Origin of the sequence: Lentibacillus cibarius, from assembly GCF_005887555.1 — a bacterium.
Taxonomy (GTDB): domain Bacteria; phylum Bacillota; class Bacilli; order Bacillales; family Amphibacillaceae; genus Lentibacillus; species Lentibacillus cibarius.
Genome location: NZ_VCIA01000001.1, coordinates 1,031,003 through 1,057,629, shown reverse-complemented (window position 1 = coordinate 1,057,629; position 26,627 = coordinate 1,031,003). Strand labels below are relative to the sequence as shown.

Below are 26,627 nucleotides of genomic sequence, written 5' to 3'. Positions count from 1 at the left end.
ATTGTAATTATCACTCTACAAGGTCGAGTGCTAATAGGGGTTATTGGACTGCAAAAGCCCTGGCATTACCTCGATAACAATGGCGAAAGGGGAATACGGATGGCTGAAAAACAATTTAAAGCGGAATCGAAACGGTTATTAGAACTGATGATTAACTCCATCTATTCGCAGCGGGAGGTTTTCCTGCGGGAGCTGATTTCCAACGCGAGTGATGCGATCGACAAGATTTATTATAAAGCGCTGACCGATGACTCTATCCAATTTAACCCGGCAGATTACTATATTAAGATTGAGGCTGATAAAGACAATCGCACATTAAAAGTCATCGATACCGGAATTGGCATGACAAAAGAAGAACTGGAATCCAATCTTGGCGTTATTGCCAAAAGTGGTTCCTTGTCGTTTAAAAATGAAAATGAAATGAAGGATGGCCACGACATTATCGGGCAATTTGGTGTAGGGTTTTACGCCGCATTTATGGTTGCCGATGCCGTAACTGTCATCACCAAGGCGCATGGCGGTGATGAAGCATTTAAATGGGAGTCACAAGGCACTGATGGATATACCATTGAACCGCACGAAAAAGCGGAAGCAGGTACGGAAATTTATATAAAACTGAAGGAAAACAGTGAAGATGAAGATTACGATCAGTATTTGGACGAGCAGCGGCTGCAAAGCATCGTTAAGAAATATTCCGACTTTATCCGTTATCCGATTAAGATGGACGTGACAAAGAGCAAGCCGAAAGACGACGATAGCGATGAATACGTCGATTATGTTGAAGAAGAAACGATCAACAGCATGGTGCCGATTTGGAAGAAAAATAAAAGCGAGCTGACCGATGAAGACTATGAAACATTTTACAAGGAACAGCATTTCGGTCATGATAAACCGCTGAAGCATGCCCATCTGCAAGTGGACGGTACGATTCGCTATAATGCTATTTTGTTCATTCCGGAAACCATGCCATTTGACTATTACACACAGGAGTATGAAAAAGGGTTACAGCTGTATTCCAATGGTGTGCTGATTATGGAAAAATGTGCGGACTTATTGCCGGATCACTTCAGTTTTGTCAAAGGAATGGTTGACTCTGAGGATTTATCGCTGAATATTTCGCGGGAGATGCTCCAGCATGATAGACAGCTTCAACTGATCGCGAAAAATATCAATAAAAAAGTGAAACAGCAGCTCGAGCAACTGCTGAAGAATGACCGTGAAAAATATGAAACGTTTTATGATTCCTTTGGCCGTCAGTTAAAGTTTGGCGTCTACAGTGACTTCGGTGCTAACAAGGAGACATTGCAGGATCTGTTAATGTTCTATTCGTCTACGGAAAAGAAATTGGTCACCTTGGATGAATATGTATCTAGAATGAAAGATGATCAACCATATATTTACTATGCTGCAGGGGAATCCCGCGATCGAATTGAAAAGCTTCCGCAAACCGAGCTGGTGGCGGATAAAGGGTATGAGATTTTATACTTCACGGATGAAGTGGATGAATTTGCCATCACCATGATGATGAATTATAAAGGCAAAGAATTCCGCTCGGTATCCAGTGGTGATTTAGGCATTGACTTGGACGAAGAAAATCAGCAAGCAGATGAAGCAGCGGATGCGAATAAAGCTTTGTTCGACGAAATGAAATCCATTTTGTCCGATAAGGTAAAAGAGGTACGTGTTTCCAAGCGATTGAAATCCCATCCAGTCTGCCTGACAACCGATGGCGATATCTCATTAGAAATGGAAAAGACACTAAATATGATGCCAAACAATCAGCAAATAAACGCAGAAAAAGTCCTGGAGATTAACGTCAACCACGAAGTATTTGACGCCTTAAAGCAGGTGTATGATCAGAATGAGGAACAATTCAAGTTGTATACAAATCTATTGTACAACCAGGCACTCTTGATTGAGGGATTACCAGTCAATGATCCGGTCACCTTTACCAATGATATATGTAAAGTCATGACTTCTTAAATAATAAAAAAGGGAACGGAGCCGCATAAACGGCCACCGTTCCCTTTTTGTTGGAGGGGACCAAGCGCCCGTCCCCCATAATCCCTGCCTACGAAGGCGTTGTAACGACTAATTTTCCTCTTGCGTGTCTTGTTTCGGTTTTCTCAAGTGCCTCTAAGCCTTGTTCGAACGGATATTCTTTTTCGATAACAAGCTTGATTTTTTCATCAGCAATGTCACGAACTAGCTGGATGACGTCTTGATGGGTATCCTGGTGATGGCTCATTTGCTGGATGGTGATTCCTCGTTCACCCTCCAGTTGATCACCTGACACGGTAATGACCTTGCCACCATCTTTGACAACGGGCAAACTATCTTTTCCTGTGCCCGGTTGAATGGCTAAGGCTGCTGTGACACCGCCACTAGCCCATTCGTTGACTTGCTTTTGCCAGTCGGCGTCATGGTAGTCGACGGTTTTTTCCGCGCCGAGGGATGCCATGTAGTCATGATTTCTTGCTGAAGCTGACCCGGCTACATGAATACCTTTGGCTGCCGCCAGCTGAATGACAAAGGTCCCAATCGCCCCGGATGCACCGGCGATAAACAGACTGTCACCTTTATTAAGGTCGAGGGCACGCATGCTTTCCAGTGCTGTTTTTGCAGCGACATGAACCGCTGCACCCTGCTGGAAGGTAAGGTGGTCGGGCATGGGAATGAGTGTCGCTTGATTAGCAGCAGCATACTCCGCCCATGAGCCGCCTTTTGGCTGGAAGCTGGTCGTAAATATCACTCGGTCGCCGACTGCAACATCGGTAACCTGATCCCCTAATTGGACAATCGTGCCTGCTCCTTCTATGCCAATCGGGTAGGGGAAGTCTACATTTTTTGGGATAAAATATCGGTCATGTATGCCGACACCAAATGCTTCCACTTGTATAAGGACCTCATCATCATTAATGGAAGGTATCGGGACATTAGCAATTTCCACCTCTCTGCTATTGGCGTCGGTTCGAACGAATGCTTGCATGGTTTGCATGGTAGCGTTCCTCCTTAGGCTGGATTTAGTTTAGTGATTGGTCAGTTGAAAAGCGTCAGCAAGTAATGAAAAGGATTTGTTTCTTGCTTCTTTATCGGAAATCATATTCAAGACCATCAGCTCATCAATTTGCGCATCTTCTTTCAGTTGTAGAATTTGTTCTTTTACCGTATCCACACTGCCGATGATAAAGCGCCCTTTATTTTGCTGGCGTACCATTTCTTCTTCTTGTGTGTACGTATGGGCTGCTGCTTCTTCTAATGTTGGTGGTGCGAATTGGAACTGGCCAGTGCCCCAGCGTACCCATTGGAGTTCGGCAGGTCCTGCATAATACGCCGCTTCTTCATCCGTTTCGGCACAGACGACGACAATGGACAGGATGCTGTACGGCTCAGCCAGGAATTCCGACGGTTGAAATTGTTTGCGGTAGTTTTGCAAAACAGGATCCGCCCAATCTGGGTTGATCTGCGCGGCAAATGCATAGCCAAGTCCAAGTTGGGATGCCATTTTCATTCCACCATCACTCGATCCAAGCATGAATAACTCCGGTCGTAGGGAGCGATCCGGTGTCGGGGTAATCTTGCCAAACGGATGATCATCTGGAAAATTACCTGTAAAATACGCGAGTAGTTCATTCAGCAGCTCACCGGACTGATCACTGTTGACTGCCTCACGGGAGCGGCGTAATGCCAACGCAGTCATTCCGTCGGTTCCCGGTGCACGGCCCATTCCAAGATCAATTCGGCCCGGGTGTAATGCTTCTAATAAGGAGAAGTTTTCCACTACTTTAAGCGGACTGTGGTTTGGCAGCATGACACCGCCGGAACCGATGCGAATATGTTCTGTAACTGCCGCAGCATGGGCCGCAAGCAAGTCAGGTGATGTGCTTATCTGGTGTTTCGTATTATGGTGTTCGGCAAACCAGTAACGCGTGTACCCGAGCTTGTCCGCCAGTTGAACAAGTTCTGTCGAGTTTTGTAATGTTTGCGTTACCGATTCCCCATTATAAATGGTTGCTAAATCGAGAACGGAAAGTTTGAAGTCGTTCTCGTTTGTATTCGTACGCATAGGGTTACCTCCTCAAGAATCGTTTCCAATACCGATATATTCCATTAAATAGTAGGGACCTGGAGATGTCAAAGAAAGTGGTTAAGAGGGGACGCTTATAGCACCTGAAACAGCAAAACGCCTCTCTGCATATAAACATGCAAAGAGGCGTTTGGTTTTTACCGGGTTAGGCCGTCATAAAGGACTTCCAGGTTATAGTTTAAATACTTTACGTACGTGTCTACTTCCTCGCCCTGTTCCCCAATTTCATCGGAGTAAATCGGTTTGTCATAAATCGGAACCCCCGATTCTTTGGAAACAGTCTCCATTGGTCTTGGATCAACGTTCGATTCAACAAATAACACTGGTGTATCATTGTCTTCAATAAAGGAAACGAGGTTTTTGATCTGCTTTGGTGTCCCGTTTTCTTCCGTATCAATCTCAAAGACAAAGCCTTCTTTCAGTCCATAGTGGTCTGCCAGGTATTGATAAGCCCGCTCGCTCGTTACCAGTATCCGTTCTTCTTCAGGAATCTCACTCATTTTCTTATCGTATTCCTTTTCGATTTCCGTCAATCGGTCAACATATGCAGCTGCCTGTTTTTCATATTCCTCTTTCCGATCAGGGTCTACTTCAATGAAGGCATCACGTATGCTTTTGGCCATTTTAATGCCGGCATCTGGATCAATAAATGCGTGCGGATTGATTTCCTTTTCGTGTTCACCTCCGCCAATATACATGGGATCGACGTCGTCAGTCACGCTGAAAACGTTCGCTTCATCCTGACCAACGGAATCGATCATTTTGAAAAACCAGCCTTCTTTACCGCCTTCCAGATTTAGCCCGTTATACAGCAAAACATCAGCGTCTGTTGCCTTTTTAATATCCTCGGGTAGTGGCTCATATTCGTGCGGGTCTGTTCCTGTTGGTACAAGATTATGGATGCTAACGTGCTCACCGCCGATTTGTTCTGCCATATCCTTAAGTATGGTAAATGATGTGACGACTTGGAGTTTACCATTTCCATTGCCTCCGTCGTCCCCAGTAGCGCTTTTCTCTTCGCCTCCACAGGCAGCCAGAATGAGCGTGATAGCCATAACAGCTGCAAATAAAAGTTTTTTCATTTCTCTTCCTCCTCGTATATTATGTTTAGGCCCTATCATTTGAGCCCATATTTTCTTACTTTTCCTGCTGGATATAGTCAAAAGTCTTGGACGTCCCGTGATGTTCCTAGATAATGGTCTTAGGATCATTTGGGACAATTCTTTTCCCCCTTGTGGCTAGACCACACGTAAAGACTGTTTCCCAGTGTGCGTTCGGACCTTCCTACTCGCAGGCTGTGCACCCTGAATCTCGAACCTGGGTGTTAGTAGCCCCAGGGCGGCTTTCGAATCAGGGTTAGTACTTATACACGAGGTTGCTGATCGGCGTTCACACTAGGGATATCTCAGGGCGTCCAAGAAATAGTACCAATGATTCTAAATCGAAAGGAGGAGAACCCCCCATGAAATTATTTGCTGGATTAGATGTTAGTTCTTTTGATATCAAGATTTGTTTGCTGGATGGTGAAGGAGAAAAGGTTAAATCCTTCACGGTTTCCAATGACCTTCCTGGTGCTAGTGAGCTTCGGGATACTGTTTTGGAATATTTGCGTGATCAGGCTGTTGATACGCTCAAATTCGGGCTTGAATCCACGTCCGTTTATAGTTTTCATCCATCCATGTTTCTTCATCATGATGAGGCACTCAAAGCACTTGGCGCAGAGGTATTTGTCATGAATCCAAAACAGATTGCGAACTTTAAAAAGAGTTATAGCGACATGGACAAAACCGATGAAATTGATGCGTTCGTCATCGCCGATTATCTGCGTTTTGGCCGATTGCCAATGTCTGTTGTCAAAGAGAGCCAATATGTTGCGCTCCAACAGCTTACACGCTCCAGGTATCAGCTAGTTCATCAGGTTACCAAGGAAAAGCAGCACTTCCTTCAACACTTGAGTTTTAAATGCAATACCTTCAAAGAGGAAGTCGATTCTTCCGTTTTTGGGAATGCCATGATGGAACTGTTTTTCGAGAAGTTCAGTCTGGATGAACTTGCGCAAATGCCGGTTGAAGATCTAGCTGATTTTCTACAAGAAAAGGGCAGAAATCGCTTTGGTGACCCGGAATGTGTTGCGAAATCCATTCAGAAAGCCGTTCGTTCTTCTTACCGTCTGGACAAGGTTGTGGAAGACTCTATCGATGTTATTCTTGGTACAACTATCGAAGTCATTCGCACACTCCAAAAACAGATAAAGGAAATTGATAAAGCAATCGAGCGTATCATGGCTGGACTGCCACAAACGCTTGTCACTATCCCAGGCATCGGGCCCGTGTTTACTGCGGGAATCATCGCCGAAATCGGCCAAATTGAGCGATTTGATGATGAAACTAAGATAGCCAAATATGCAGGCCTTTATTGGCGAAAGCACCAATCAGGCCGCTTCACAGCTGACGACACTTCACTTACGCGTAACGGGAATCAGTACCTCAGATATTACCTGGTTGAAGCCGCCAACTCGGTAAGACGGCACGTTCCTGAGTATCAAGCATATTACGCGAAAAAATACAGTGAAGTACCTAAGCATCAACACAAAAGAGCACTCGTCTTAACCGCAAGAAAATTAGTGCGTTTGGTGGATGTGCTACTACGCAATCACCAAATCTACACGCCAAAAAGGAGCGTGAATGCATGAAGCACAAATAGCTTCTAAATCCTTTTACTGATTACCAGTAATTTCCATTTATTTACTGGTCTAGTTTCCTGATGCCTTTTTTCGCAAAATTGAACCTTGACAATCGAATATTTAGTTATTTTCCTCTTGACATATCACCGCAGGTCTTATCATGTATTAATTACCGAGACTTGCTCGATGTTTATTAACTCTCAGTTTGCGCCATACAACGCCCTGCTTAGGTGCGAATAAAAATGCTAGGATAAAAATGCCGGTTGTAGCCATGGCAATAATCGGTCCTGAAGGCAAGTCGGACATATTACTGATGTATAGACCAATAACCGATGACAGGGCACCGAAAAATGCAGCCAGACCAATCATGGTTGATAGCCTGTTTGTCAGCAAATAAGCCGTTGACGCTGGTGTGATGAGCATGGATACTACCAGAATGACACCGACTGTGCGCAGCGATGCGACAGTTACAAGCGTCAAAAGCACCATAATACCGTAATGAATCATTCGCGTCTTCAGTCCGTACGCTGCAGCCATTGTTTCATCAAAGCTAGATACGAGCAGCTCTTTGTAAAAAAGAAACACTGCTACTAACACGATTACACCGATAACTATCGTTAGCCACATATCCGACGGTCTTACAGCCAGCACATTTCCAAATAAAATTTGTGTCAGATCGGTGGCACTTTGGGCAATGGTGATGAGCACAATTCCAAGGGCAAAAGCCGCCGAAAATACAATACCAATGGATGCATCGCTCTTAACACGACTGTTCTGGTTAATGATCCCAATGCCAAGTGCACTCAATATGCCTATAACAGCAGCCCCGTAAAAATAGTTAATGCCCATCATGTACGAGATAGCAACCCCTGGAAGAACCGCATGAGCAATCGCATCTCCCATCAATGCCATGCCGCGTAATACAATGAAACTTCCAATAATGCCGCATATGATACCGACAACAACGGATGTTATGAATGCTCGGCGCATAAATTCATAGTCAAATAGATCTTGGATAAAATCCATCACACGCCACCTCCCAAACTACCGGCCATGGCAAACGGCATTCCGTAGGCTTTTTCCATGTTTTCCATCTGAAATACATGTTGAACTGGTCCGGCCCCGTATAACTCTTTGTTAATGAGAATCAGATCATCAAAGTAATTTTCTACCTTTGATAAATCATGGTGTACAACAAAAATGGTTTTTCCATTCTTCTGTAACTCTCTTAACTTATTAATGATGACTTCTTCACTTCCTACATCAATCCCAACAAACGGTTCATCAAGAAAGAAATATTCAGCGTTTTGTGCTAATGCCCGCGCTAGAAACACCCGTTGCTGCTGTCCGCCTGACAGTTCTCCGATTTGGGAGTTGGCAAACTTCTCCATACCGACTTGTTCGAGACACGCCAATGCCCATTCTTTATCGGCTTTTTTTGGTCTATGAAACAAGCCAAGTTTCGGGTAGGTCCCCAGCAAAACGGTATCCCTGACGATAATAGGGAAATCCCAATCGATATTAGACCGTTGCGGAACATATGCAATTCGCTTGCGTATCTCTTTTAGTGGTCTGTCTCCAATTGTAATCTGACCGCCGTCGTGTGGAATCAATCCGAGAACAGCTTTCATCAATGTCGATTTGCCGGCGCCATTCGGTCCAAGGATGCCAATCAAACTGCCAGTTTCAAAAGAAAAACTGACATTCTTAAGCACCTCCTTGCCATAATAGGACACGTGCAAACCCTTCACGTTAATTGCTTTTGGCATTATTTCACCCTCCTAAAAGTAGTGTCCTGTACTAACATTGTTTTACATACGATAGAAAGTTTCCTCTGTGCAACTTTTAATCAGTATAATACATTTACAACTGAAAGTAAACACCTTTTTATATTAGGCAGTTAATGCAGCGCGCAATCATTTGGTGCAGGTTATGTATATTTTATTTTAAAAACAGGCTAAGAAAAGGCCATCATTGCCGTGATTTGCTCGTGTTTCTTGCCTGTAAAGAAATGTGCTATGATATTAAGTGAAATTTTATTTAGTGAGGGATTCGCTGCCAGTTAATGCGAAATAATAATTGTGAAAAATAAGAAGGAGAGAGAAAAATGCTTTTAAAAAATGCAAAAATGTATGGCCAGGAAGGTAACTGGGATATTGCTATTAAAGATGGCAGCATTCAAACGATAACTGCGGCTGGCGATAACACGAAAGCAAGTGATGGTGAAACGCTGGATTTACAGGGGAAAATGGTATTGCCGCCTTATGTGGAGCCACACATTCATCTTGATTATGCACTCACTGCCGGTACGCCTAGATGGAACGAATCCGGCTCCGTTTTTGAGGGAATAGAGATTTGGTCGGAAAGAAAACAGCTAGTTCAGGAAACAAAAGAGGATATAAAAAAACGTGCAAAAAAAGCAATCAGGATGCAGCTTAAGCACGGCGTCCAACATGTCCGCACCCATTCCGATGTCAGTGAACCGACATTGACAGGTTTAAAGGCTTTACTTGAGATAAAAGAAGAAGTTAAACAATATATGGACATTCAGATTGTTGCGCTTCCTCAGGAGGTCTTTATACAAAACCGGAAGGCGAATCATTGCTCATTAAAGCACTGGAAATGGGAGCGGATGTCGTTGGAGGCATTCCGCATTATGAACTGACACGTGAAGATGGTGTTCATTCTATCCATAGAATTCTCGACTTGGCGCAGGAATACGATAAGCTGGTTGATGTACATTGCGATGAAATTGATGACGATCAATCAAGGTATTTGGAAGTGCTGGCAGGTGAGGCATTGAAACGAAAAATGGGGCATCGGGTTACAGCCAGTCACACAGCAGCAATGGCCACCTACAGTAATGCGTATACCTATAAGCTTTTCCAGACGCTGAAAAAAACGGGCATGCACTTTATCGCCCTGCCTAAAGCCAATTTGCATTTGCAGGGACGGTTTGACAGCTTTCCTGTCCAGCGCGGAGTGACACGGGTAAAGGATATGTTAGATGAGAACATTAATGTTTGCTTCGGACTTGATTCCATCAAAGATCCTTGGTATCCACTTGGTAATGGCAATTTGATGAACGTGTTGGAGTTTGGCCTGCACGCCTGTCACATGACCGACCACGACCATATCGTAACTGCACTTGATTTAATTACAAATAATGGTGCAAAAACGCTGAGCATCGAGGACGGTTACGGCGTGGAAGAAGGAAACCAGGCTAATCTAATCGTGATTGATACTGATTCTGAATACGAAGCGATTCGCACACAGGCACCAGTGCTATATTCCATCCGAAACGGAGAAATCATCGTCGAAACGAAACCATCCGAAACAAATATGGCTTTTTAGTTTGCTGGAAGCGAGGCAGGTTCGGAAGTCGCGCGAAAATCAGAAAACTCGCGCGTCCCGGCCCGAAAGTCGCGTTGTCCTGGGCGACGAAATGTTAACTGATTGGATTTCAACTTGATGCCTTTCTCCATGTCTCGTTTGAATTTATTCTTTCGTTCGTGAAGTAATCGTTATTAGGCTGAACTGGCTTTGGTTTAGGAAGCGGATTGGAAGTCTGGTAGTTCCGAGGCCACTATCAATGTATAGGTATTGATGTGATCCGAGGGAATAGGTTCCTTTTTCCATTTTTGGGAAAATCCCCTTGTCAGGCGATGCGATAGCTCCAATTAATGGGAGGCGCACTTGCCCTCCGTGCGTATGCCCGCTCAAAATTAAATCGGCCGGTATCGTGTCGTAAATACCGACAATTCCCGGCGAATGGGAAAGCAGGATGGTATAATAATCAGGATTCAAATCCCGAAATGCTGCATGGATATCCGCATTTTTGGTTGATGCGTCGGCAACACCGGCTAGGTTAATCGTTTCCCCGTTTTTCACAATCCGGGTGTTTGTATTGTCCAGGATTGTTACATTTCGCTGGCGCAGACCATGCAAAAATAGGTTGGTGGCGGCGTTTCCCCACTCGTGATTACCGGTAACAAAATAAATGTGCGGCTGGATAGCCTGTAATTGCTCAACAAGAGAAAAGACATGTTGGAATGACATCGTTTTCCTGTCGATAAGATCACCAGTCATCACTATCATATCAACGGTTTCTTCTTTGGCGGCATCTATTAAAGCCTTATTATCCAACCCGAATACGTGATTATGCAGGTCACTAATCTGCATAATACGTAGTTCCGTGCCTTTTTGCAATTTACTACTGTAAAACGTTGTCCTTTCACGTTTGAACGTATGCGTATCACGATATACTTTAACGAAAACCGTCATTAAAGCTGCCACACACGTAATTACACCAATCGAAATTTTCTTCATAACACACCACCCAACATATAAGACGAAGGTAATAAGGAGTTAAGTGTAGCACGTTATCACGTTTGAAAGCAACGAAGCAGGAAAACGTTGCAACGTATTTTGGGGATGATGAGAATGCGGATTGTTTCCATGGTTTGGCTTTATCCAAGCAAAATCTGCTGGGCCAACGAGCCTGTCCCTCCGTATCATTTTGGAGCATCTAGCCATAAATCAGAAGAAAAATCAGAATGTATGTGCTTTTGGTACTGCTGATGCGTTCTGACTGGATTCAATCAAGCTGAATGGCTGTTTATCGGATTTTTAAATTTACAGTCAATTTGTTAGAATTAAATTACTTACTTAGTTGAACATCTGGATGGATCCACAGTAAAAACTGACTTATCAATTGTTCGAACAATAATGGAGCGCTCCTGATATTCGCTTGCGAAGGGTAATACTATAAGGAGTGTTTAGATGGAAAAAGAGGCGACAAAAAAGCCCTCGTTTATGTATGCGTTCATGATTCTGGTAATGGTAATAGCCATTATTTCTACAGGTATGCTAGTTTTTGGAGCATCCATACAGATTATGATGTTTACCGCTTTAATTGCGGTTATTCCTTTGATTACAAGGTTAGGTTACACATTTAAAGAAGTAGAACAAAGCGCCTATGAATCTATGCTTAAGGCATTGCAGCCGGGGATGATTATTCTAACTGTTGGCATTCTGATTGGCGCATGGATGGCGTCTGGTACGGTTCCTTCAATCATCTACTACGGAATTGAATCTATTTCACCAAGTTTTTTTCTTGTTATTACGCTTGTCTTGTGTTCAGTTGTATCGCTTGCTACCGGTGCATCCTGGGCAACCGTCGGGACAGCGGGTATTGCTATGATGGGTGTCGGTCACAGTCTTGGCGTGCCAGTAGGAATGACAGCCGGGGCCATTGTCAGTGGGGCTTTTTTCGGCGATAAGATGTCCCCGTTATCGGACAGCACAAACCTATCGGCAGCTGTAGCAGGGGCAGAATTAATGGATCATATCAAACACATGCTGTTAACAACCGGACCCGCTTATATAATCACCGCGATGATCTTTACGGTGCTTGGATTAATTTACGGCGGCTCGTCAGTAAGCTCGTCGGAAGTAAATACGCTGACCGGTTATCTGGCAGAAAACTTCAACCTCGGCCTCATTCCGTTAATTCCGCCTGCTATTGTGATCACTTTACTAGTAATGAAAAAGCCACCGGTCCCTTCTATATTCATTGGTGCCTTGGCTGGTGCGGCGGTAGCGATCGCTTATCAAGGTGTATCAGTTAATCAGGTGTTAACTACATTTTTTGATGGTTATTATGTGGAATCCGGTATAGAAATGGTGGACACCCTGCTTCAACAGGGCGGTTTGACCAGCATGCTTCCTTTAGTTGCGTTATATTTGTTCGCATTAGGATTAGGCGGGATTTTATATTCGTATGGTGTGCTGGAAGTTATACTCGAATCGGTTGTATCCCGTATTAAAAGTCGAGGGATGCTCGTTTTTGTATCGATGTTTACTGGTTATGCGATGCTTGGAATCGGTGGTTCTTTCTCCTTTTCCGGGGTAATGACGGGTACATTGTTGAAGCCTTTGTTCGAAAAGTTCAACTTACGCCCGGAAAATTTATCGAGAATTATAGAAGACACCGCAACACAAAGCGCACCACTTGTGCCATGGACGGCAGGTGGCCTGTTCACTGCTGCCGCTTTAGGTGTATCGCCACTAGTGTATATTCCGTTCAGCTTTTTGGCCATTTTTACACCAATGTTTACACTGTTCTACGGCATCACTGGCTATTGTATGAAGGAAAAGAAAACCGAAAAGTCACCACATACCCGCATCAAAAAATTAGCCAAAGTTTAGTTACAGCAGCTCAAACGTCCTATCTAAGGATGTTTGAGCTGTTTTCGGTAGGATCTAGGTTCATCATCAACGCAACTGAAAAACGCAATATCCCGTAAGAAGACGGAAAGAATATGCTATTTGTAGTATTTTTTCCGTCTTTTAATACGCTATGTTGGTAAAAATATATAAAGTGTCTAAACTTTCTTCATCTAGCAGTTGAAATGGGGCAAAAAGCCTATCCCCATTGTCCTCTCTGGTTAAAAAATGCCAAATGGAGGCAAAATTGTTTGTAAACTTGGGAAATTATTCAATAATTTAATTGAGTTTCTATTTATGCGATGAGCGTTTAAGATGCGCCTAATATCTCCGGAATGCTCATTTGGGTTGTTCCAGTTCTTTTGTTACTATTATTAATAGTTATTGCAATTTGCTGGTTATTAAACAATTAATAATTGTCTATCAATCCGGCGGTCTTGATACATAGTAAGTATTTGCCGCTTGATGGTTTGATAGATTACCAGCAAGTAAGGCTTTTCTTTATATGTTTTTCAGATGAAAGACCTATAAGGATTGCCAACATAAAATACTGTAGGGGGTTATTACCATTTTCACAAACCGCAAATTTAGATTTAGCTTGGTAGCTTTTGCTTTGATTCTTATGCTGTCCATGCTTTTAGCCGCATGTGGTGGTGACGGCGAGAAGGAAGAAGATACTGGTTCCTCGAACGGCGGGGATTCCGAAAACGCAGAAGCAAAAAGTGAAGGACCTGAACTGGGTCAGAAAGACTTGACGGAGCCTTACGTTGCTTGGGCTCGGGAGACTATCAGTACCGAGATGTTAAAACAACTGCTTGAGAAAGCTGGTTATAACGTTGAAAAGAAACAGGTAGAAGCAGGCGCCATGTTCTCCAGTGTTGCCGACGGATCAGCGGATTTCCAGACTTCCACCTGGTTGCCGGCAACCCATAAACCATACTGGGATAAATATAGTGATGATCTTGTCAAGGTTAAACAAGTGCTGGATAAAGCACCATTAGCCCTGACTGTTCCAAGTTACATGGACGATGTGGATTCCATGGAAGATTTGAAAGGTAACGAAGAGCTCGGTGAATCAGTCGATTGGGAAATTACAGGAATCGATCCGGGCGCTGGCATTATGCAGAATACAGAAGAAGCTATTAAAGAGTATGGTTTGGACAACTGGAGTTTGTTACGTAGCTCAGAAGCGGCAATGCTTACTGAGTTGCAGTCAGCAATAGAAAATGAAGAACCAATCATCGTTCCGCTCTGGAAACCGCATTGGGCTTTCGGTGTCATGGACCTGAAAATGCTTGATGACTCCAAGGGAATCTACGGCGGAGAAGGTGACCAGATTTACACAATAGCCCGCAAAGGTTTGAAAGAAGATGCGCCACGGGCTTATAAGGTGATGGAGCAATATGATGAAAGTTATGAAATGATTAACAAGCTGATGCCTAAAGTTCATAAAGACGATCAGCCTGTTGAAGAGGTTGTAAAGAACTTCCTCGATAATAATCCGGATAAAGTAGACGAGTGGCTAGATGGCGTTCCAACTGAATAATTGATTTATAAAAACAGGGCTGTGCAGACAGCCCTGTTTTGTAACGTCAGAAAGTATAAATTTTGGAAGACCTTATAAGAAAAGCTTGGTAGGCGCCTCATTTAGGGCTTTTTTGCCCAGGAGAAACTGCCACCGAATACGTCGCGAACGTCATGGATGACGACAAATGCCTTTTCGTCGACGGAATTAATAATACGTTTAAGTTTCAACAGCTGGTATTTGCTGATAATAATATAGGCCATATCAGCATTCTCTTTCATATAGCCTCCGTAACCCTCAAAAACGGTCGCACTTGTTTTCATCTGCTGTACCACTTCGTCAGTAATTTCCGGCGCATAAGCAGAAATAATGCTGACGGCTTTGCGTGTGTCAAGCCCCTCTATAATGAGATCGGTCGCTTTTTTGCCGACGAATAACGAGATAATGGTATACATCGTGTTAAGCGGTCCGATAATAAAAAGTCCCGATGAAACAATGGCTGCGTCAAACACAAAATTTGTCCGTGTCAAATCCCAGCCCAGATTATGGTTAAACATTCTAGCGATGACACTTGTCCCGCCCATAGAGCTGCCAGTGCGGAAGATTAAACCTGCTCCGATGCCAATAAAAAATCCGGCAAAAATGGCAGATACGAGCGTGTCCCCCAACGGCTCACCAAGCCCTTCTGTAATGTAGATGAAGAAGGAAATGAGCGGAGTTGTGACAACCGTCAACAGTACCGATCGTCTTGGCAGCACACGATACCCAATCAAGATAATAATAGATGCGATAATAAAGTTTACGATACCGGGTGACCATCCGAATGCGTAGTGCAAGATGATGGACAGACCAGGAAGACCACCATCAGCCAGGTTGTTTGGAATAGCCAGAAAGGTCAGTGCCAAGGCGTACATAAGTGTACCAGTGATAATTAAAATAAGATCTTTTAAAAGTTTTCCCATCATTTCCTCCTCCTGTTATTTGTTGTGCGCATTATTATAACGGTTTATCTTATAGAGACAAACCGTTATATATAGTCTGTTATTTCCCGAATTGAATATAATTAAATCATGATCGTCATGTCAAAATGGGGTTTACAACCAATCTGAAATTTTATCAGTCAAATCTATAGCGAGTTTACAGTTTCATCTTTTTAAAAGCAAGTAATCTTTGCGGATGAAGAGGTGGGATATTCTATAAGTGGCATTTGGTGAGGGTTATGCACATAAGGCTTATAACATCAGGAATAGTAAGGAATCTGGGTGCCTCCACTTGTAATCAAATGACACAATTCCTATCGGTGGAATGAGGGACTTGGTGACAGTGACAGGCTCCTTGTCTGGTTTGTTGTATTCAGGACAGCATGAGGCATGTCCAAAGTTGCTGAGGTAGTGTGAGGAGGAATCCGTCCCTTTTACATATGCTTAATTCGGCCACTATATTTTTCGTACAATTCACTGTTACTGTAGCCATCGATATTTTGACTTGTGTAGACTGGAAGCTTTACGCCATGTTTGGCAGCTATTTTCATTCCTTCTGTCACAGCGGTATGGAGCAATGTGATGCCTGATACTGTCGATGGCGCACCTGTCTGGATTCCTTCTATTTCAAGTAGGCCATCACCAGAAGGAACACAGTTATCCAGTACAATATCTCCTATTTCGTATAACTTTTTACCACTGCTGTGTCTGCTTGGGTATTGTTTGCTCTGCTCCAATGAAGTTAATGCAATCACGGTGTGTCCTTCTTTTTTCGCTCGCATGGCAAATTCAATTGGTAGTGCGTTTCTGCCCGAATTGGAGATCACCATCACCAGGTCATCTTTGGCAATGTTTTGTTCCTCCCACAATATATCAGCTATGCCGCTAACTCTTTCCAATTTGCTGCTTCTGATGGCACCATCTGCTGTCAATACAGTCGAGTCGAGGATTGCATTTACGTTGGCCAATCCGCCGGCACGAATAAAAAGTTCCAAGCCTATCATGTGTGAATGACCGGTGCCTAAAATGTGAATTATTTTATCATTAATGAGTGTATCCCCAATTAACTTTGACGTCGCTTGCAAATTTTCGCTATTCACTTGTTCTAAACGATCCATTTGTCCCTTCATCTTTTCCATATACTCAAACATGCGTTATCCTCCTTTTGGGGTGTGGGGCAGCCTTTTGTCCCTCGAGTACAATGTCAAATGGCCTATAGTAGGTGAGGTGTTTTTTTCATTAGCAAAGAAGGGGACAAGGAAGCCTCATCCCCTTTGTTCACAGATAAGAAACTATAAAATTTAGCGATATAACTTTTACTTGCAAGGTTAAGCCACGTCCGGCTTCAGCGCCCAGCGACTAGCGCGACTTCCTTCACCTCCGTCCGATAAGTCAACATCGACTCCCCATGGTCGTCGTGTTTCCTTTATCTCCTGCGGCTCAGTCCAGTCCGTACGTCGCTAATCGGGCGCTTACGCCTTTGTTCTATACTTCATTAGGCTGTCGCATGAAAGATGGCAGATTTTGTGCGCCGGTCATGCGAACGTAAGTGAAAAGTTGTCCTTTATGATGGATTTCGTGATCAATGGCGTTTGACAGCCAATAGGTACCTGGCGCCCGAACGCCGTTGAACAAGATATAGCCTTTCAGCTGGAAGTCAAAAATGGATTTGATGTCTTCCCTTGTCTGATCCGTATAACGCTGAACAATGGTGCGTACATCATTGATGGTTTTAAAATTATCTTCTGTAGCAGGGGCGCTGAATTCCCCTTGTTTAATCCCTTTAATAAACATATCGGTTGACGTGACAATGTGAATGGCCAGCTCTCCAAGCGACATTGCACCATCCCATGGTCTGTAGTCCACATAGTCGTTATCGGTCAATGCAAGTAAATCATCGAGAACCATCCGATGCTGCAACCATCCTTGTGCTACATCATCCATACCGCTACTCATATAACACCCTCTTTTCTTTATGTATTTACGTTCAGTATAACGTCTCTTATAATAAGTGCCCATTGATTTGCCTGGGACAATGGACCTGTCCTTGCTGTCTAGTTATAATATGAAGAAAGAATAGCTTTAGCGGTTGTTCAAAAGTCCGGTGAAAATAACGTTTCATTAGGAGCACTTCTACTAAAAACGCCCGCACAGTACGTTGTGACCTTAACCGACCGCCCTTTTTGTACAAGAATTTACATGGAGGTGAGCTGGTGAAGCATCGACTTATTTTGGCATCTTCATCACCACGGAGACAGGAGTTGTTAGCGCAGGCTGGTATCCCTTTTACGGTGCGCAGTCAGGATGCAGATGAATCACTGATTACGGAAACGGACCCGCGAGAGAAAGTGAAACAGCTCGCACAATTAAAAGGAAGAAATGTGGCAATCAAAGATGAAGGTGAATTAATACTGGCAGCAGATACAGTTGTGTCTTTTCAACATAACATATTTGGTAAACCGCAAAGTGAAATGGAGGCACATGCTATGCTGTCTGCACTTAGCGGGAACGTGCATGAAGTATACACAGGTGTAATGCTTAAGACAAGGTATATAGAACGGGTATTCACAGTGAAAACGGACGTAGTGTTTTGGCCGTTATCGAACGAGGAGATAGACCATTACATCGCAACCGGCGACCCTTTTGACAAAGCAGGTGCTTACGGGATTCAAAGCAAGGGAGCGGTGTTAGTCAAATGTATTAACGGTGACTACTATAATGTCGTTGGGCTACCTTTATCACGTTTAGTACGGGAAATGGCATTATTTTAAACCGGGACGTGAAGACAGGCTGGCCCCTTGCTCCACATCCCCTATACGGCGTATATCATAGCTCCTGAAGTGCATTTCTTGCCAATAAATCTGCGTGGTTATTTTGCTTTTCAGGTATCCATTTAATAAAAACGTGCGGAAAATGGGTTACTTCTTCCCGAAACGTTTCAAGAAAGGGGAGGAAAGTTTTATTTTTAGTAAAGTTATTTTCGAGCACATCCACAACCACTTTTGAATCCGACCGTAGTGACAGTATTTCGCCGGGAAAAAGTTTTTTACAAACTTCCAGCGCTTTCAAAACGGCGTGAAATTCAGCCTCATGGTTTGACATAATTCCTAAAGGAAAAGCGTACTCAAATGATTGATTGTTACCTCTTATAAAAACCCCAGCCCCACTGAGACCGGGATTACCGATTGTTGCCCCATCTGTGTATATTTCAATCAAGTCTCATGCTCCTTTGTCTGCACCTTCATGGAAAAATTGTCCCTAGTCCCATCTAGTTTAGCCTGTTTTCATAAAAGAAAAAAGTATTTTGATGGAAACACGAGCGTTTTCTTCATATTATACTTTATACTGTCATGTCACTAGGTTTGTTGATTTTCTAATGATATTTGATGTTTGCTTCGTCTTTCTTCTTATTTTCACAAATTTCTCTAGAATAATGTGCAATATCACATTTGTTTGATTTTTTCATTTAGATTATACTTATATTTAGCTTTCATCGTCTATTCTCTAACTAAAAGTAAAAAAATGGCGGGATATATAGTTAACCCCGCTTGAAAGGAATTATGTTATGTCGTTTTTAGCGCTTGTACTTGTTATTATATCTGCGTTTATGCATGCTACTTGGAATTATCTAGCTAAACGGTCGGCCGGTGGTTATACGTTTGTATGGCTTTACATGGTCGTCAGCATTGTCGTTTACGCACCGTTTGTCATTGGTCTCTTGATGCTAATGGACCATCACATTGGATGGCTGGAATTAGGGTTTATGGCTGGAAGTGCAGCGATTCATTTAGCTTACTCGTTGCTACTGCAAAAAGGTTATAAAATTGGTGATCTATCTCTTGTATATCCGGTTTGCCGTGGTACGGGTCCTTTACTGGTAGCCATTGCTGCTGTTTTTATTTACGATGAACGACTGACAACACTAGGAATCATTGGGATAGCACTAATTACCTGCAGTATTTTTGTTATAACGGGCGGAATGCAAGCCATTAAAAAAGCTAATACATTTGTTCCGCTTTTATATGGATTGCTAATCGGGGTGCTGATTGCTTCTTATACGCTGCTGGATAAGGGTGCAGTCAGTGTTGTTATGATTTCGCCATTGTTATTAACATATGGCAGTATGATCGGTCAGGTCCTTTTTTTATCACCGTTTGTTCTACGTCGACGGAGTGAAATCAGTCGTGAATGGCGGCTGCACCGGAAAGAAGCTATTGGTGTAGGGGTACTAAATCAGCTTGCCTATATTCTTGTGCTGACAGCTATGACATTTACACCTGTCAGCCATGTCGCTCCAGTACGTGAAATGAGTATCGTTATTGGGACGATTATGGGCAGTCGCATGCTTTCAGAAGGATTTGGTGCACGCAGAATAGCCGCAGCCGGGACAATGGTCGCTGGTGTGATTGCTGTGGCGCTTCAATAATGGCATATGGGGCTATTTACGGTGTCATTTGGTTTTAGTTACCGGAATAAGATTTCTATCCTTATAGCCCCGTTGTCATCCCATTTATTGAAAATGGTTATGATTATATGGTAAGTTAATAGAATATATATTAAAATTCAAAAAATATGGGGTTTGTAGTCTTTCCCCGGCCAAAAGGAGTTTTCCTCATGCGATTAGATTATGAGAGTTCGTTGCCGCTACATGTTCAATTGAAAGGTATTATTGAGGGGCAAGTGGCTAATGGGGTGCTTACAGGGCAAATCCCCAGTGAACGCAATTTTATGGAAGAGTATCAAGTTAGCCGGAGTACGGTACGAGAGGCAATTAACCAACTTGTGCGAGAGGGTATTTTGGAGAAACGGCACGGTACCGGGACGTTTGTTTCCCTCAAGCCGATCAATGAATGGCTGGGTAATCTCACTAGTACGACCGATACAATCAGGCAGATGGGTATGAAACCAGGTGCAAAGCTCATAACTTATTATAAAACAATCCCTCCTTCTCCTATTCTGGAGCAAACGGGTTTTCACGAAGCATATTTTATTAAACGGGTACGATATGCAGACAGTATACCAATTGGTGTTGAATGCCACTACTTTCCGGTTTCTATTGGAAAGGCGCTTGTCCAGTATGACTTAAACGATATATCCCTTTATGAATTTGAAGAGAATGAGCTCGGTATTTGGTTTGCGGAAGCGAGCCAAACGATTGGCAGCGGTACGATAGCTGAAGAGAATGCAAGCTACTTAAATATCCCTCCGCATTCGCATGTTTTAATCGCTGAACGTACGATTAAGAATCAGGATGGACGTATTATCGAACTGGAAAAGGCTTACTACCGCAGTGATATGTACAAATTCACCATTAACCTGTCAAGAAAATTTGGATGAAACAATCCTTTAAGTAGTTCTATTCGGTCGATCAAACCGCTTACTCCCTTGTCTGCTTTGCAAACTTGAGCAGTACTTAATTTTTTTACATCACCATTCATAAAAAAATATTATAAGACTTATTATCATTTGAATGACAGAAATTAAAAAATATATTGAAATAATGGCCATATTTGAATATAATGAAAATAAACCAGCAACTGGTACGGACGTCACGATGTTCACTACAATGTTCACTGGTTTAATTGGCTAGTTTCAATTAGATTGGAGTGATTATATGATTATTGGAGTCCCACGAGAGATTAAAAACAATGAAAGGCGTGTTGCTCTAACCCCACCCGGAGTCACAGTGTTTACAAACGCTGGTCATGATGTATGGGTGGAAGCATCCGCTGGAATTGGAAGCGGTTTCGCTGATAGTGAATATGCGGATGCTGGGGCTAAAATTGTGGATACAGCCGAGGAAGCTTGGTCTGCAGAAATGGTTATGAAAGTAAAGGAACCACAGCCGGAAGAGTACGCATTTTTACGTGAAGGTTTAATTTTGTTTACGTATTTGCATTTGGCTGCGGAACCAGAATTAACACGTCAGCTTGCAGAGAAGAAAGTGACTGCAATAGCATATGAAACCATTCAGGATCAAAAAGGTGCACTTCCTTTACTTGCACCAATGAGTGAAATCGCCGGTCGGATGTCTGTGCAGATTGGTGCTCAGTATCTGGAAAATACAAAAGGCGGAAAAGGTGTTCTGCTTAGTGGTGTACCGGGCGTGAAACCTGCCAATGTAGCAGTTATCGGCGGGGGAGCAGTTGGCACAAATGCAGCGAAAATCGCTCACGGTTATGGTGCCAATGTAACTATCCTTGACATCAACACCAACCGGCTGCGTGAACTGGATGAATTATTCAGCGGAAATGTTAATACGCTGATGTCTAATCCTCTTAATATACAGGAAGCGGTGAAAGATGCGGATCTTGTAGTTGGGGCAGTACTGATTCCGGGAGCAAAAGCACCGCAACTTGTATCGGAAGACATGATCAAAGAAATGCAAGAAGGTTCAGTTATCATTGATGTTGCGGTCGATCAAGGGGGGTCGATTGAAACAGTTGACCGAATTACAACACATGATAATCCAACCTATGAAAAACACGGTGTCCTCCATTACGCGGTTCCAAATATTCCGGGAGCTGTCGCACGGACGTCAACCATGTCTCTGACAAATAACACAAGTCAGTATGGTGTGTTTTTAGCAAATAAAGGGGTTGAAGAGGCAGTTAAATCGAATGAGGCATTTGCTAAAGGCGTCAATACGCATGCGGGGGTAGTAACGCATCAATCTGTTGCTGAGACGCACAACATGGACTATAAGCCAATTACCACTGTATTAAGTGATAAAACTGTCTCTGCACATTAATAAATAAAGAATATTTAAAGGGGGATGAAAAATGAAAGCGCAAACAGAGATGAATCAAACTTCTGCTGCTAATGAATCACATCTTTGGAACGCCATGCACAAATATGATCCTGAAGCAAAAGCGATGGTAGCTGACTCAGGTAAAGGATCATGGTTCGTGGATGAAGAGGGAAATAAGTATATGGATGGTGTATCCGGGCTGTGGTGTCTTAACGTAGGTTACGGAAGAGAGGAAATTGCCAACGCGGCTGCAGAGCAGTTAAAGAAACTGGCCTATTTTCCTTTAACCATGAACCATAAACCAGCGATTCAATTGGCCAATAAACTAAGTGAACTGCTTGGCGGGGATTACCAGACATTTTTCTCCAACAGTGGTTCAGAGGCAAATGAAACTGCCTTTAAAATAGCTCGTCAATACCATATACAGACGGGGAATCCGACAAAGTATAAATTTATTTCCAGATATCGGGCTTATCATGGTTCAACAATGGGTGCGATGGGTGCTACCGCTCAGGCGAATCGTCGGGTTAAATATGACCCAGGTGCACCAGGTTTCTTGCATGTTGCACCACCATATAGCTACCGGTCACTGTATGCAGGTACACCAGAAGAGAAAGACCTGGCTGCTGCCGATGAGCTGGAAGAAAAGATTATATGGGAAGGCGAAGAAACGGTTGCAGCTGTCATCATGGAGCCATTCATTTCCGGCGGTGGTGTCATTATCCCATCATTAAAATATATCGAACGCGTCGCTGAAATTTGTAAGAAGCATCAGGTGCTACTCATTATGGACGAAGTCGTTGCCGGCTTTGGAAGAACAGGAGAAATGTTCGGTTTCAAGCATGCCAATGGTGTGGAACCGGATATGGTGACCATGGCAAAAGGTTTGACCAGTGGATATCTGCCGCTTGCAGCCACTTCCGTAAGAAATGACATTTACGAGGCATTTAAACAAGACGGAAAAGACAGTCATTTCCGGCATGTTTCGACTTACGGTGGTCATCCGGCAGCTTGTGCAGTAGCGCTTGAGAACATTAGAATTATCGAGGAAGAAGATATTGTTGGCCGTGTGAAGCAACTTGGTCAAACAAAACTTTCAGAGCTACACGATCTGACCGACCATAAAAATGTCGGAGAAGTTCGTCAAAAGGGTTTCCTGGTTGGGCTGGAGATGGTAGAAGACAAAGATACAAAAGAACCACTCTCAGAAGCAAAAGTAGGCCAGATTGTTTCCCAATGTAAGCAGAAAGGATTAATTATTGGAAAAAATGGTGATACAGTGCCGGGTGGTAATAATATAATCATTATTGCGCCACCGCTAACTAGTTCAGAAGAAGATTTAGACTTTGTCATCGATACGGTCAAGTCAGTCATTCACAGTATGTAGTGATTTTCGTGCCGGACAACGGTAGCAAAACACTTGGATGGGCAGGTTATAGAAGTGAACTATGAACGGTTGAAAACGTTTATCACGGTTGCCGAGAAAAATAGTTTTTCCGAAGCTGCTAAAGTGTTGTTTGTGACTCAGCCGACGATTACTTCACAGGTGAAGTCTTTGGAAGACGAATTGAACACCAAATTGTTCGAGCGTACGACTAAAAAAGTAGAGATGACGCAAGCAGCGAAAGTTTTACTGAAATATGCTAGGGAAATTGTACAAATGAATGATTCGGCACGTAAGGAAATCACGCAAATGGACAGTAATTCTTATGGGGATTTAGGGATGGGGTGCAGTCTAACAATTGGGGAGTATTTCCTTCCGGCGTTTCTAAAACGTTTTAACAAAACATATCCTTTAATACAAATTCAAGTCAGTATTGCCAATTCCAATTCGATTGTGGAACGTATTAAGGATCAATTAATTGATGTCGGGTTAATTGAAACGCCAATCGAGGATGACCAAATACAAATTGAGCCTTTTTTAGAGGATGAACTTGTACTGATTGCACCCCCTGACTTTTTAGCGGCTGGGGAAACCATAACACTGGAACAAATTCAGCGAACACCTATTATCTTTCGAGAGGAGGGATCAGGAACACGGGAAGTTGTTACGCATTATTTACAGCAAGCGGGATTATCTGAAGATGACCTGCATATAGTGATGGAACTTGGTAGTACTGAAGCTATTAAGGCGGTAGTGGAATCAGGTTTAGGGGTTTCCTTTATTTCTAAAAAAGCTATCCAGAAGGAAGAAGAATTGGGGCTTTTGAAAGCTTACTCCATCAATAGCCTGGAGTTGAACCGGCACTTTTACATTGCTTACCGTAAAAAGCAAGTGCTGAAATCGGCAACAGAACTTTTTTTGGAATCGTTGCGGAGTACTGCGCGGGAGGCAGTGACGGTTCACTAAATGACTACTAAATAACAATAGCTGATATAAAACTACTACAAATATTTAGGAGGTATTTTTATGGTAAAACAAAAAGAAGAAATGCAGCAGGCAGTAAGAAAAAAGCAAAAGATGACACCAAGTGAAGCAATCGTTGAAACACTCGTTGCCGAAAATGTAAAAGAAGTATACGGTATCGTTGGTTCTGCTTTTATGGATATGCTGGATTTATTCCCAACAGCAGGAATCAGGTTCGTTCCGGTACGTCATGAACAGTCTGCCGGACATATGGCTGATGCGAAAGAACGCGTTTCAGGAACAGCCGGCGTTATTGTAGGTCAAAATGGTCCGGGAATTACCAATATGGTAACCTCTGTCGCTGCGGCTAATCAGGCACATAGCCCGATGGTTGTTATTTCACCATCTGCCGGTACGCCTTCCATTGGCCTTGACGGGTTCCAGGAAGCAGATCAAGTATCAATCTTTGAAGATATTACAAAAGAGACGGTCAGGGTAACACACACGAATCGTGTAGCTGATTGCCTGCGTACCGCCTTCCGGATTGCTTATGCCGAACGTGGACCGGTATTATTTGATATTCCGCGTGACTTGTTCTACGGGGAAACAGAAGATTATATTTTACAGCCTAATCAATATCGTGCAGACAAGCGGGGAAGCGGTGATCCGGCTTCTATCGAGAAAGCGGTAGAACTGTTGAAAAACGCAAAGAATCCAGCAATTATTTCCGGACGCGGCTCCGTTGATGCTGATGGTGTTGACTCTGTGGTGAAAATTGCAGAACATCTATCCGCACCAGCAGCATGTGCTTATATGCATAATGATGCTTTTCCGGCAGACCATCCATTAGCAGTTGGTCCGATTGGTTATATGGGATCCAAAGCTGCAATGTACTCATTACAGGAGGCAGATGTCGTACTAGCAATTGGTACAAGACTGTCACAATTCGGGACACTACCGTGCTACGATATTGATTACTTCCCGAAAAATGCTAAGATTATTCAGGTTGACATCAATCCACGTCAGATTGGGCGTACACATCCAGTGGAAGTAGGAATTATAGGGGATGCCAAGGCTGCCAGTGATGAAATTTATCGTCTACTTCAATCTGAGTTGCCTTCTCCTGAAAAAGATGAAAAACGCTTGCAGACGATAGCTAAGCGTAAAGAGGACTGGGAGCAAGAGCTTGTTGACCTTGCAATGGTTGATGGTAACCCAATCAATCCGCGTCGTGCATTACTGGAAATGACAAAAGCAATGCCGGAAAACGCCATTGTTTCGTCTGATATTGGTAATGTTTCCTCGACAGCAAATGCTTACTTGAAGTTTAATCAAACACGCCGCCATATTGCTGCTTTGACATTCGGTAATACTGGATTTGCGTATCCTGCCGCTTTGGGAGCACAACTGGCAGAACCTGATGCACCAGTATTCGCTATTGTCGGTGACGGTGCATGGGGAATGAGTCTGCATGAAGTCAGCACAGCAGTAGAGCAAAATATCCCTGTTGTTGCATGCGTGTTTAATAATCAGGCTTGGGCTGCTGAGAAGAAAAACCAAGTAGATTATTATGACGATCGTTATGTCGGCTCCGATATTAAAGGTCCTGAATTCGCTGAAGTGGCTAAATCAATGGGCGCACTCGCCTATAGCATTGACAAACCGGAAGATATTGTACCGGCAATTAAAGATGCATTGAAACAACGTAAGCCAACCGTGTTGAATATCTACGTCGACGGAACACAGCTTGCTCCGCCTTTCCGTAAAGATGCATTAAAGATGCCGACTCGTATGCTTGATAAGTATAAACATCTTGATTATAGCGTCTGGGGCAAGTAATCCAGTAAAAGTAAATCTCTCTGTCGGTTCAAACTGACAGAGAGGTTTTTTAAAAAATATAGGCTTACCTTTGCCTTATGGCTAGTGCTGAAGCTTTTTCTTACAGGGTTTTCCCAAATGACGTTATAAAAAATAATTGTAAGCGATATCAACAGGGCACGGGGACAGGTTCTTTGTTTCGCCAAAA

Annotated in this window: 21 protein-coding genes and 1 pseudogene; 12 read left to right on the top strand and 10 right to left on the bottom strand. The window is 43.2% G+C overall.

Annotated elements, in window-relative coordinates:
• Window positions 1-99 precede the first annotated feature (99 nt).
• Window positions 100-1,983, top strand: coding sequence for a molecular chaperone HtpG (gene htpG, locus FFL34_RS05135; RefSeq protein WP_138602088.1), 1,884 nt, complete (start codon window positions 100-102; stop codon window positions 1,981-1,983).
• An 88-nt stretch (window positions 1,984-2,071) separates the two neighbouring features.
• Here htpG and FFL34_RS05130 read toward each other — a convergent pair whose 3' ends face one another.
• From FFL34_RS05130 to FFL34_RS05120, 3 genes are all read right to left on the bottom strand, one after another.
• On the bottom strand, window positions 2,072-2,998 hold the full coding sequence (locus FFL34_RS05130; protein WP_138602086.1) for an NADP-dependent oxidoreductase: 927 nt from the start codon (window positions 2,996-2,998) through the stop codon (window positions 2,072-2,074).
• A gap of 30 nt (window positions 2,999-3,028) precedes the next feature.
• Window positions 3,029-4,066, bottom strand: a complete 1,038-nt coding sequence (locus FFL34_RS05125) for an LLM class flavin-dependent oxidoreductase (protein ID WP_138602084.1) — start codon at window positions 4,064-4,066, stop codon at window positions 3,029-3,031.
• A gap of 158 nt (window positions 4,067-4,224) precedes the next feature.
• Entirely contained in the window at window positions 4,225-5,169 is a 945-nt protein-coding gene (locus FFL34_RS05120) for a metal ABC transporter solute-binding protein, Zn/Mn family (RefSeq protein WP_138602082.1), read from the bottom strand.
• Between the two features lie 380 nt (window positions 5,170-5,549).
• Here FFL34_RS05120 and FFL34_RS05115 point away from each other — a divergent pair, with 380 nt between their 5' ends.
• Window positions 5,550-6,779 (top strand): IS110 family RNA-guided transposase, encoded by a 1,230-nt coding sequence (locus tag FFL34_RS05115; RefSeq protein WP_138601661.1) that lies wholly within the window; start codon window positions 5,550-5,552, stop codon window positions 6,777-6,779.
• 156 nt (window positions 6,780-6,935) lie between these two features.
• Here the strand turns inward: FFL34_RS05115 and FFL34_RS05110 are convergent, their stop codons facing one another.
• Both FFL34_RS05110 and FFL34_RS05105 read right to left on the bottom strand, forming a co-directional pair.
• Window positions 6,936-7,796, bottom strand: coding sequence for a metal ABC transporter permease (locus FFL34_RS05110; protein ID WP_138602080.1), 861 nt, complete (start codon window positions 7,794-7,796; stop codon window positions 6,936-6,938).
• Complete coding sequence (locus FFL34_RS05105; protein WP_138602078.1) at window positions 7,796-8,539, bottom strand: metal ABC transporter ATP-binding protein; 744 nt, start codon at window positions 8,537-8,539, stop codon at window positions 7,796-7,798. The genes FFL34_RS05110 and FFL34_RS05105 overlap by 1 nt, the downstream gene beginning before the upstream one ends.
• 338 nt (window positions 8,540-8,877) lie before the next feature.
• Between FFL34_RS05105 and codA the strand changes: the two are divergent.
• Window positions 8,878-10,124, top strand: a pseudogene (codA, locus tag FFL34_RS05100) (cytosine deaminase).
• Window positions 10,125-10,268: 144 nt separating this feature from the next.
• Here the strand turns inward: codA and FFL34_RS05095 are convergent.
• Window positions 10,269-11,099, bottom strand: a complete 831-nt coding sequence (locus FFL34_RS05095) for a metallophosphoesterase (RefSeq protein ID WP_138602076.1) — start codon at window positions 11,097-11,099, stop codon at window positions 10,269-10,271.
• Between the two features lie 453 nt (window positions 11,100-11,552).
• On the opposite strand from FFL34_RS05095, the gene nhaC reads away from it, so the two are divergent.
• Together nhaC and FFL34_RS05085 are read left to right on the top strand one after the other, a co-directional pair.
• The gene (gene nhaC, locus FFL34_RS05090) at window positions 11,553-12,980 is read left to right on the top strand and encodes a Na+/H+ antiporter NhaC (RefSeq protein ID WP_138602074.1); all 1,428 of its coding nucleotides are present in this window, start codon (window positions 11,553-11,555) and stop codon (window positions 12,978-12,980) included.
• Between the two features lie 640 nt (window positions 12,981-13,620).
• Window positions 13,621-14,544: a glycine betaine ABC transporter substrate-binding protein gene (locus FFL34_RS05085; protein WP_171046434.1), complete on the top strand. Its 924-nt coding sequence runs from the start codon at window positions 13,621-13,623 to the stop codon at window positions 14,542-14,544.
• A gap of 101 nt (window positions 14,545-14,645) precedes the next feature.
• Here FFL34_RS05085 and FFL34_RS05080 read toward each other — a convergent pair whose 3' ends face one another.
• The 3 genes from FFL34_RS05080 to FFL34_RS05070 form a co-directional block, all read right to left on the bottom strand.
• A complete protein-coding gene (locus tag FFL34_RS05080) occupies window positions 14,646-15,488 on the bottom strand; it encodes a YitT family protein (protein ID WP_234031428.1) in 843 nt (280 codons plus the stop codon).
• A 449-nt stretch (window positions 15,489-15,937) separates the two neighbouring features.
• Window positions 15,938-16,654, bottom strand: a complete 717-nt coding sequence (locus FFL34_RS05075) for a sugar isomerase domain-containing protein (protein ID WP_138602068.1) — start codon at window positions 16,652-16,654, stop codon at window positions 15,938-15,940.
• A gap of 334 nt (window positions 16,655-16,988) precedes the next feature.
• Window positions 16,989-17,459: a DinB family protein gene (locus FFL34_RS05070; RefSeq protein WP_234031427.1), complete on the bottom strand. Its 471-nt coding sequence runs from the start codon at window positions 17,457-17,459 to the stop codon at window positions 16,989-16,991.
• Between the two features lie 257 nt (window positions 17,460-17,716).
• On the opposite strand from FFL34_RS05070, the gene FFL34_RS05065 reads away from it, so the two are divergent.
• Complete coding sequence (locus tag FFL34_RS05065; protein WP_138602066.1) at window positions 17,717-18,274, top strand: Maf family protein; 558 nt, start codon at window positions 17,717-17,719, stop codon at window positions 18,272-18,274.
• Between the two features lie 55 nt (window positions 18,275-18,329).
• Here the strand turns inward: FFL34_RS05065 and FFL34_RS05060 are convergent, their stop codons facing one another.
• A complete protein-coding gene (locus FFL34_RS05060) occupies window positions 18,330-18,719 on the bottom strand; it encodes a reverse transcriptase-like protein (RefSeq protein ID WP_138602064.1) in 390 nt (129 codons plus the stop codon).
• A gap of 349 nt (window positions 18,720-19,068) precedes the next feature.
• On the opposite strand from FFL34_RS05060, the gene FFL34_RS05055 reads away from it, so the two are divergent.
• The 6 genes from FFL34_RS05055 to xsc all read left to right on the top strand — a co-directional run bounded on the left by FFL34_RS05055 (window position 19,069) and on the right by xsc (window position 26,440).
• Window positions 19,069-19,929 (top strand): EamA family transporter, encoded by an 861-nt coding sequence (locus FFL34_RS05055; RefSeq protein WP_138602062.1) that lies wholly within the window; start codon window positions 19,069-19,071, stop codon window positions 19,927-19,929.
• A 188-nt stretch (window positions 19,930-20,117) separates the two neighbouring features.
• A complete protein-coding gene (locus FFL34_RS05050; RefSeq protein WP_138602060.1) occupies window positions 20,118-20,840 on the top strand; it encodes a GntR family transcriptional regulator in 723 nt (240 codons plus the stop codon).
• Window positions 20,841-21,117: 277 nt separating this feature from the next.
• On the top strand, window positions 21,118-22,254 hold the full coding sequence (gene ald / locus FFL34_RS05045; protein WP_138602058.1) for an alanine dehydrogenase: 1,137 nt from the start codon (window positions 21,118-21,120) through the stop codon (window positions 22,252-22,254).
• Between the two features lie 31 nt (window positions 22,255-22,285).
• On the top strand, window positions 22,286-23,641 hold the full coding sequence (locus FFL34_RS05040) for an aminotransferase (protein ID WP_138602056.1): 1,356 nt from the start codon (window positions 22,286-22,288) through the stop codon (window positions 23,639-23,641).
• A 54-nt stretch (window positions 23,642-23,695) separates the two neighbouring features.
• Window positions 23,696-24,604 carry a selenium metabolism-associated LysR family transcriptional regulator gene (locus FFL34_RS05035; RefSeq protein ID WP_138602054.1) on the top strand — a complete coding sequence of 303 codons (909 nt, stop codon included), beginning with the start codon at window positions 23,696-23,698 and terminating at the stop codon, window positions 24,602-24,604.
• A gap of 60 nt (window positions 24,605-24,664) precedes the next feature.
• Window positions 24,665-26,440 (top strand): sulfoacetaldehyde acetyltransferase, encoded by a 1,776-nt coding sequence (gene xsc, locus FFL34_RS05030; protein ID WP_138602053.1) that lies wholly within the window; start codon window positions 24,665-24,667, stop codon window positions 26,438-26,440.
• Window positions 26,441-26,627 lie beyond the last annotated feature (187 nt).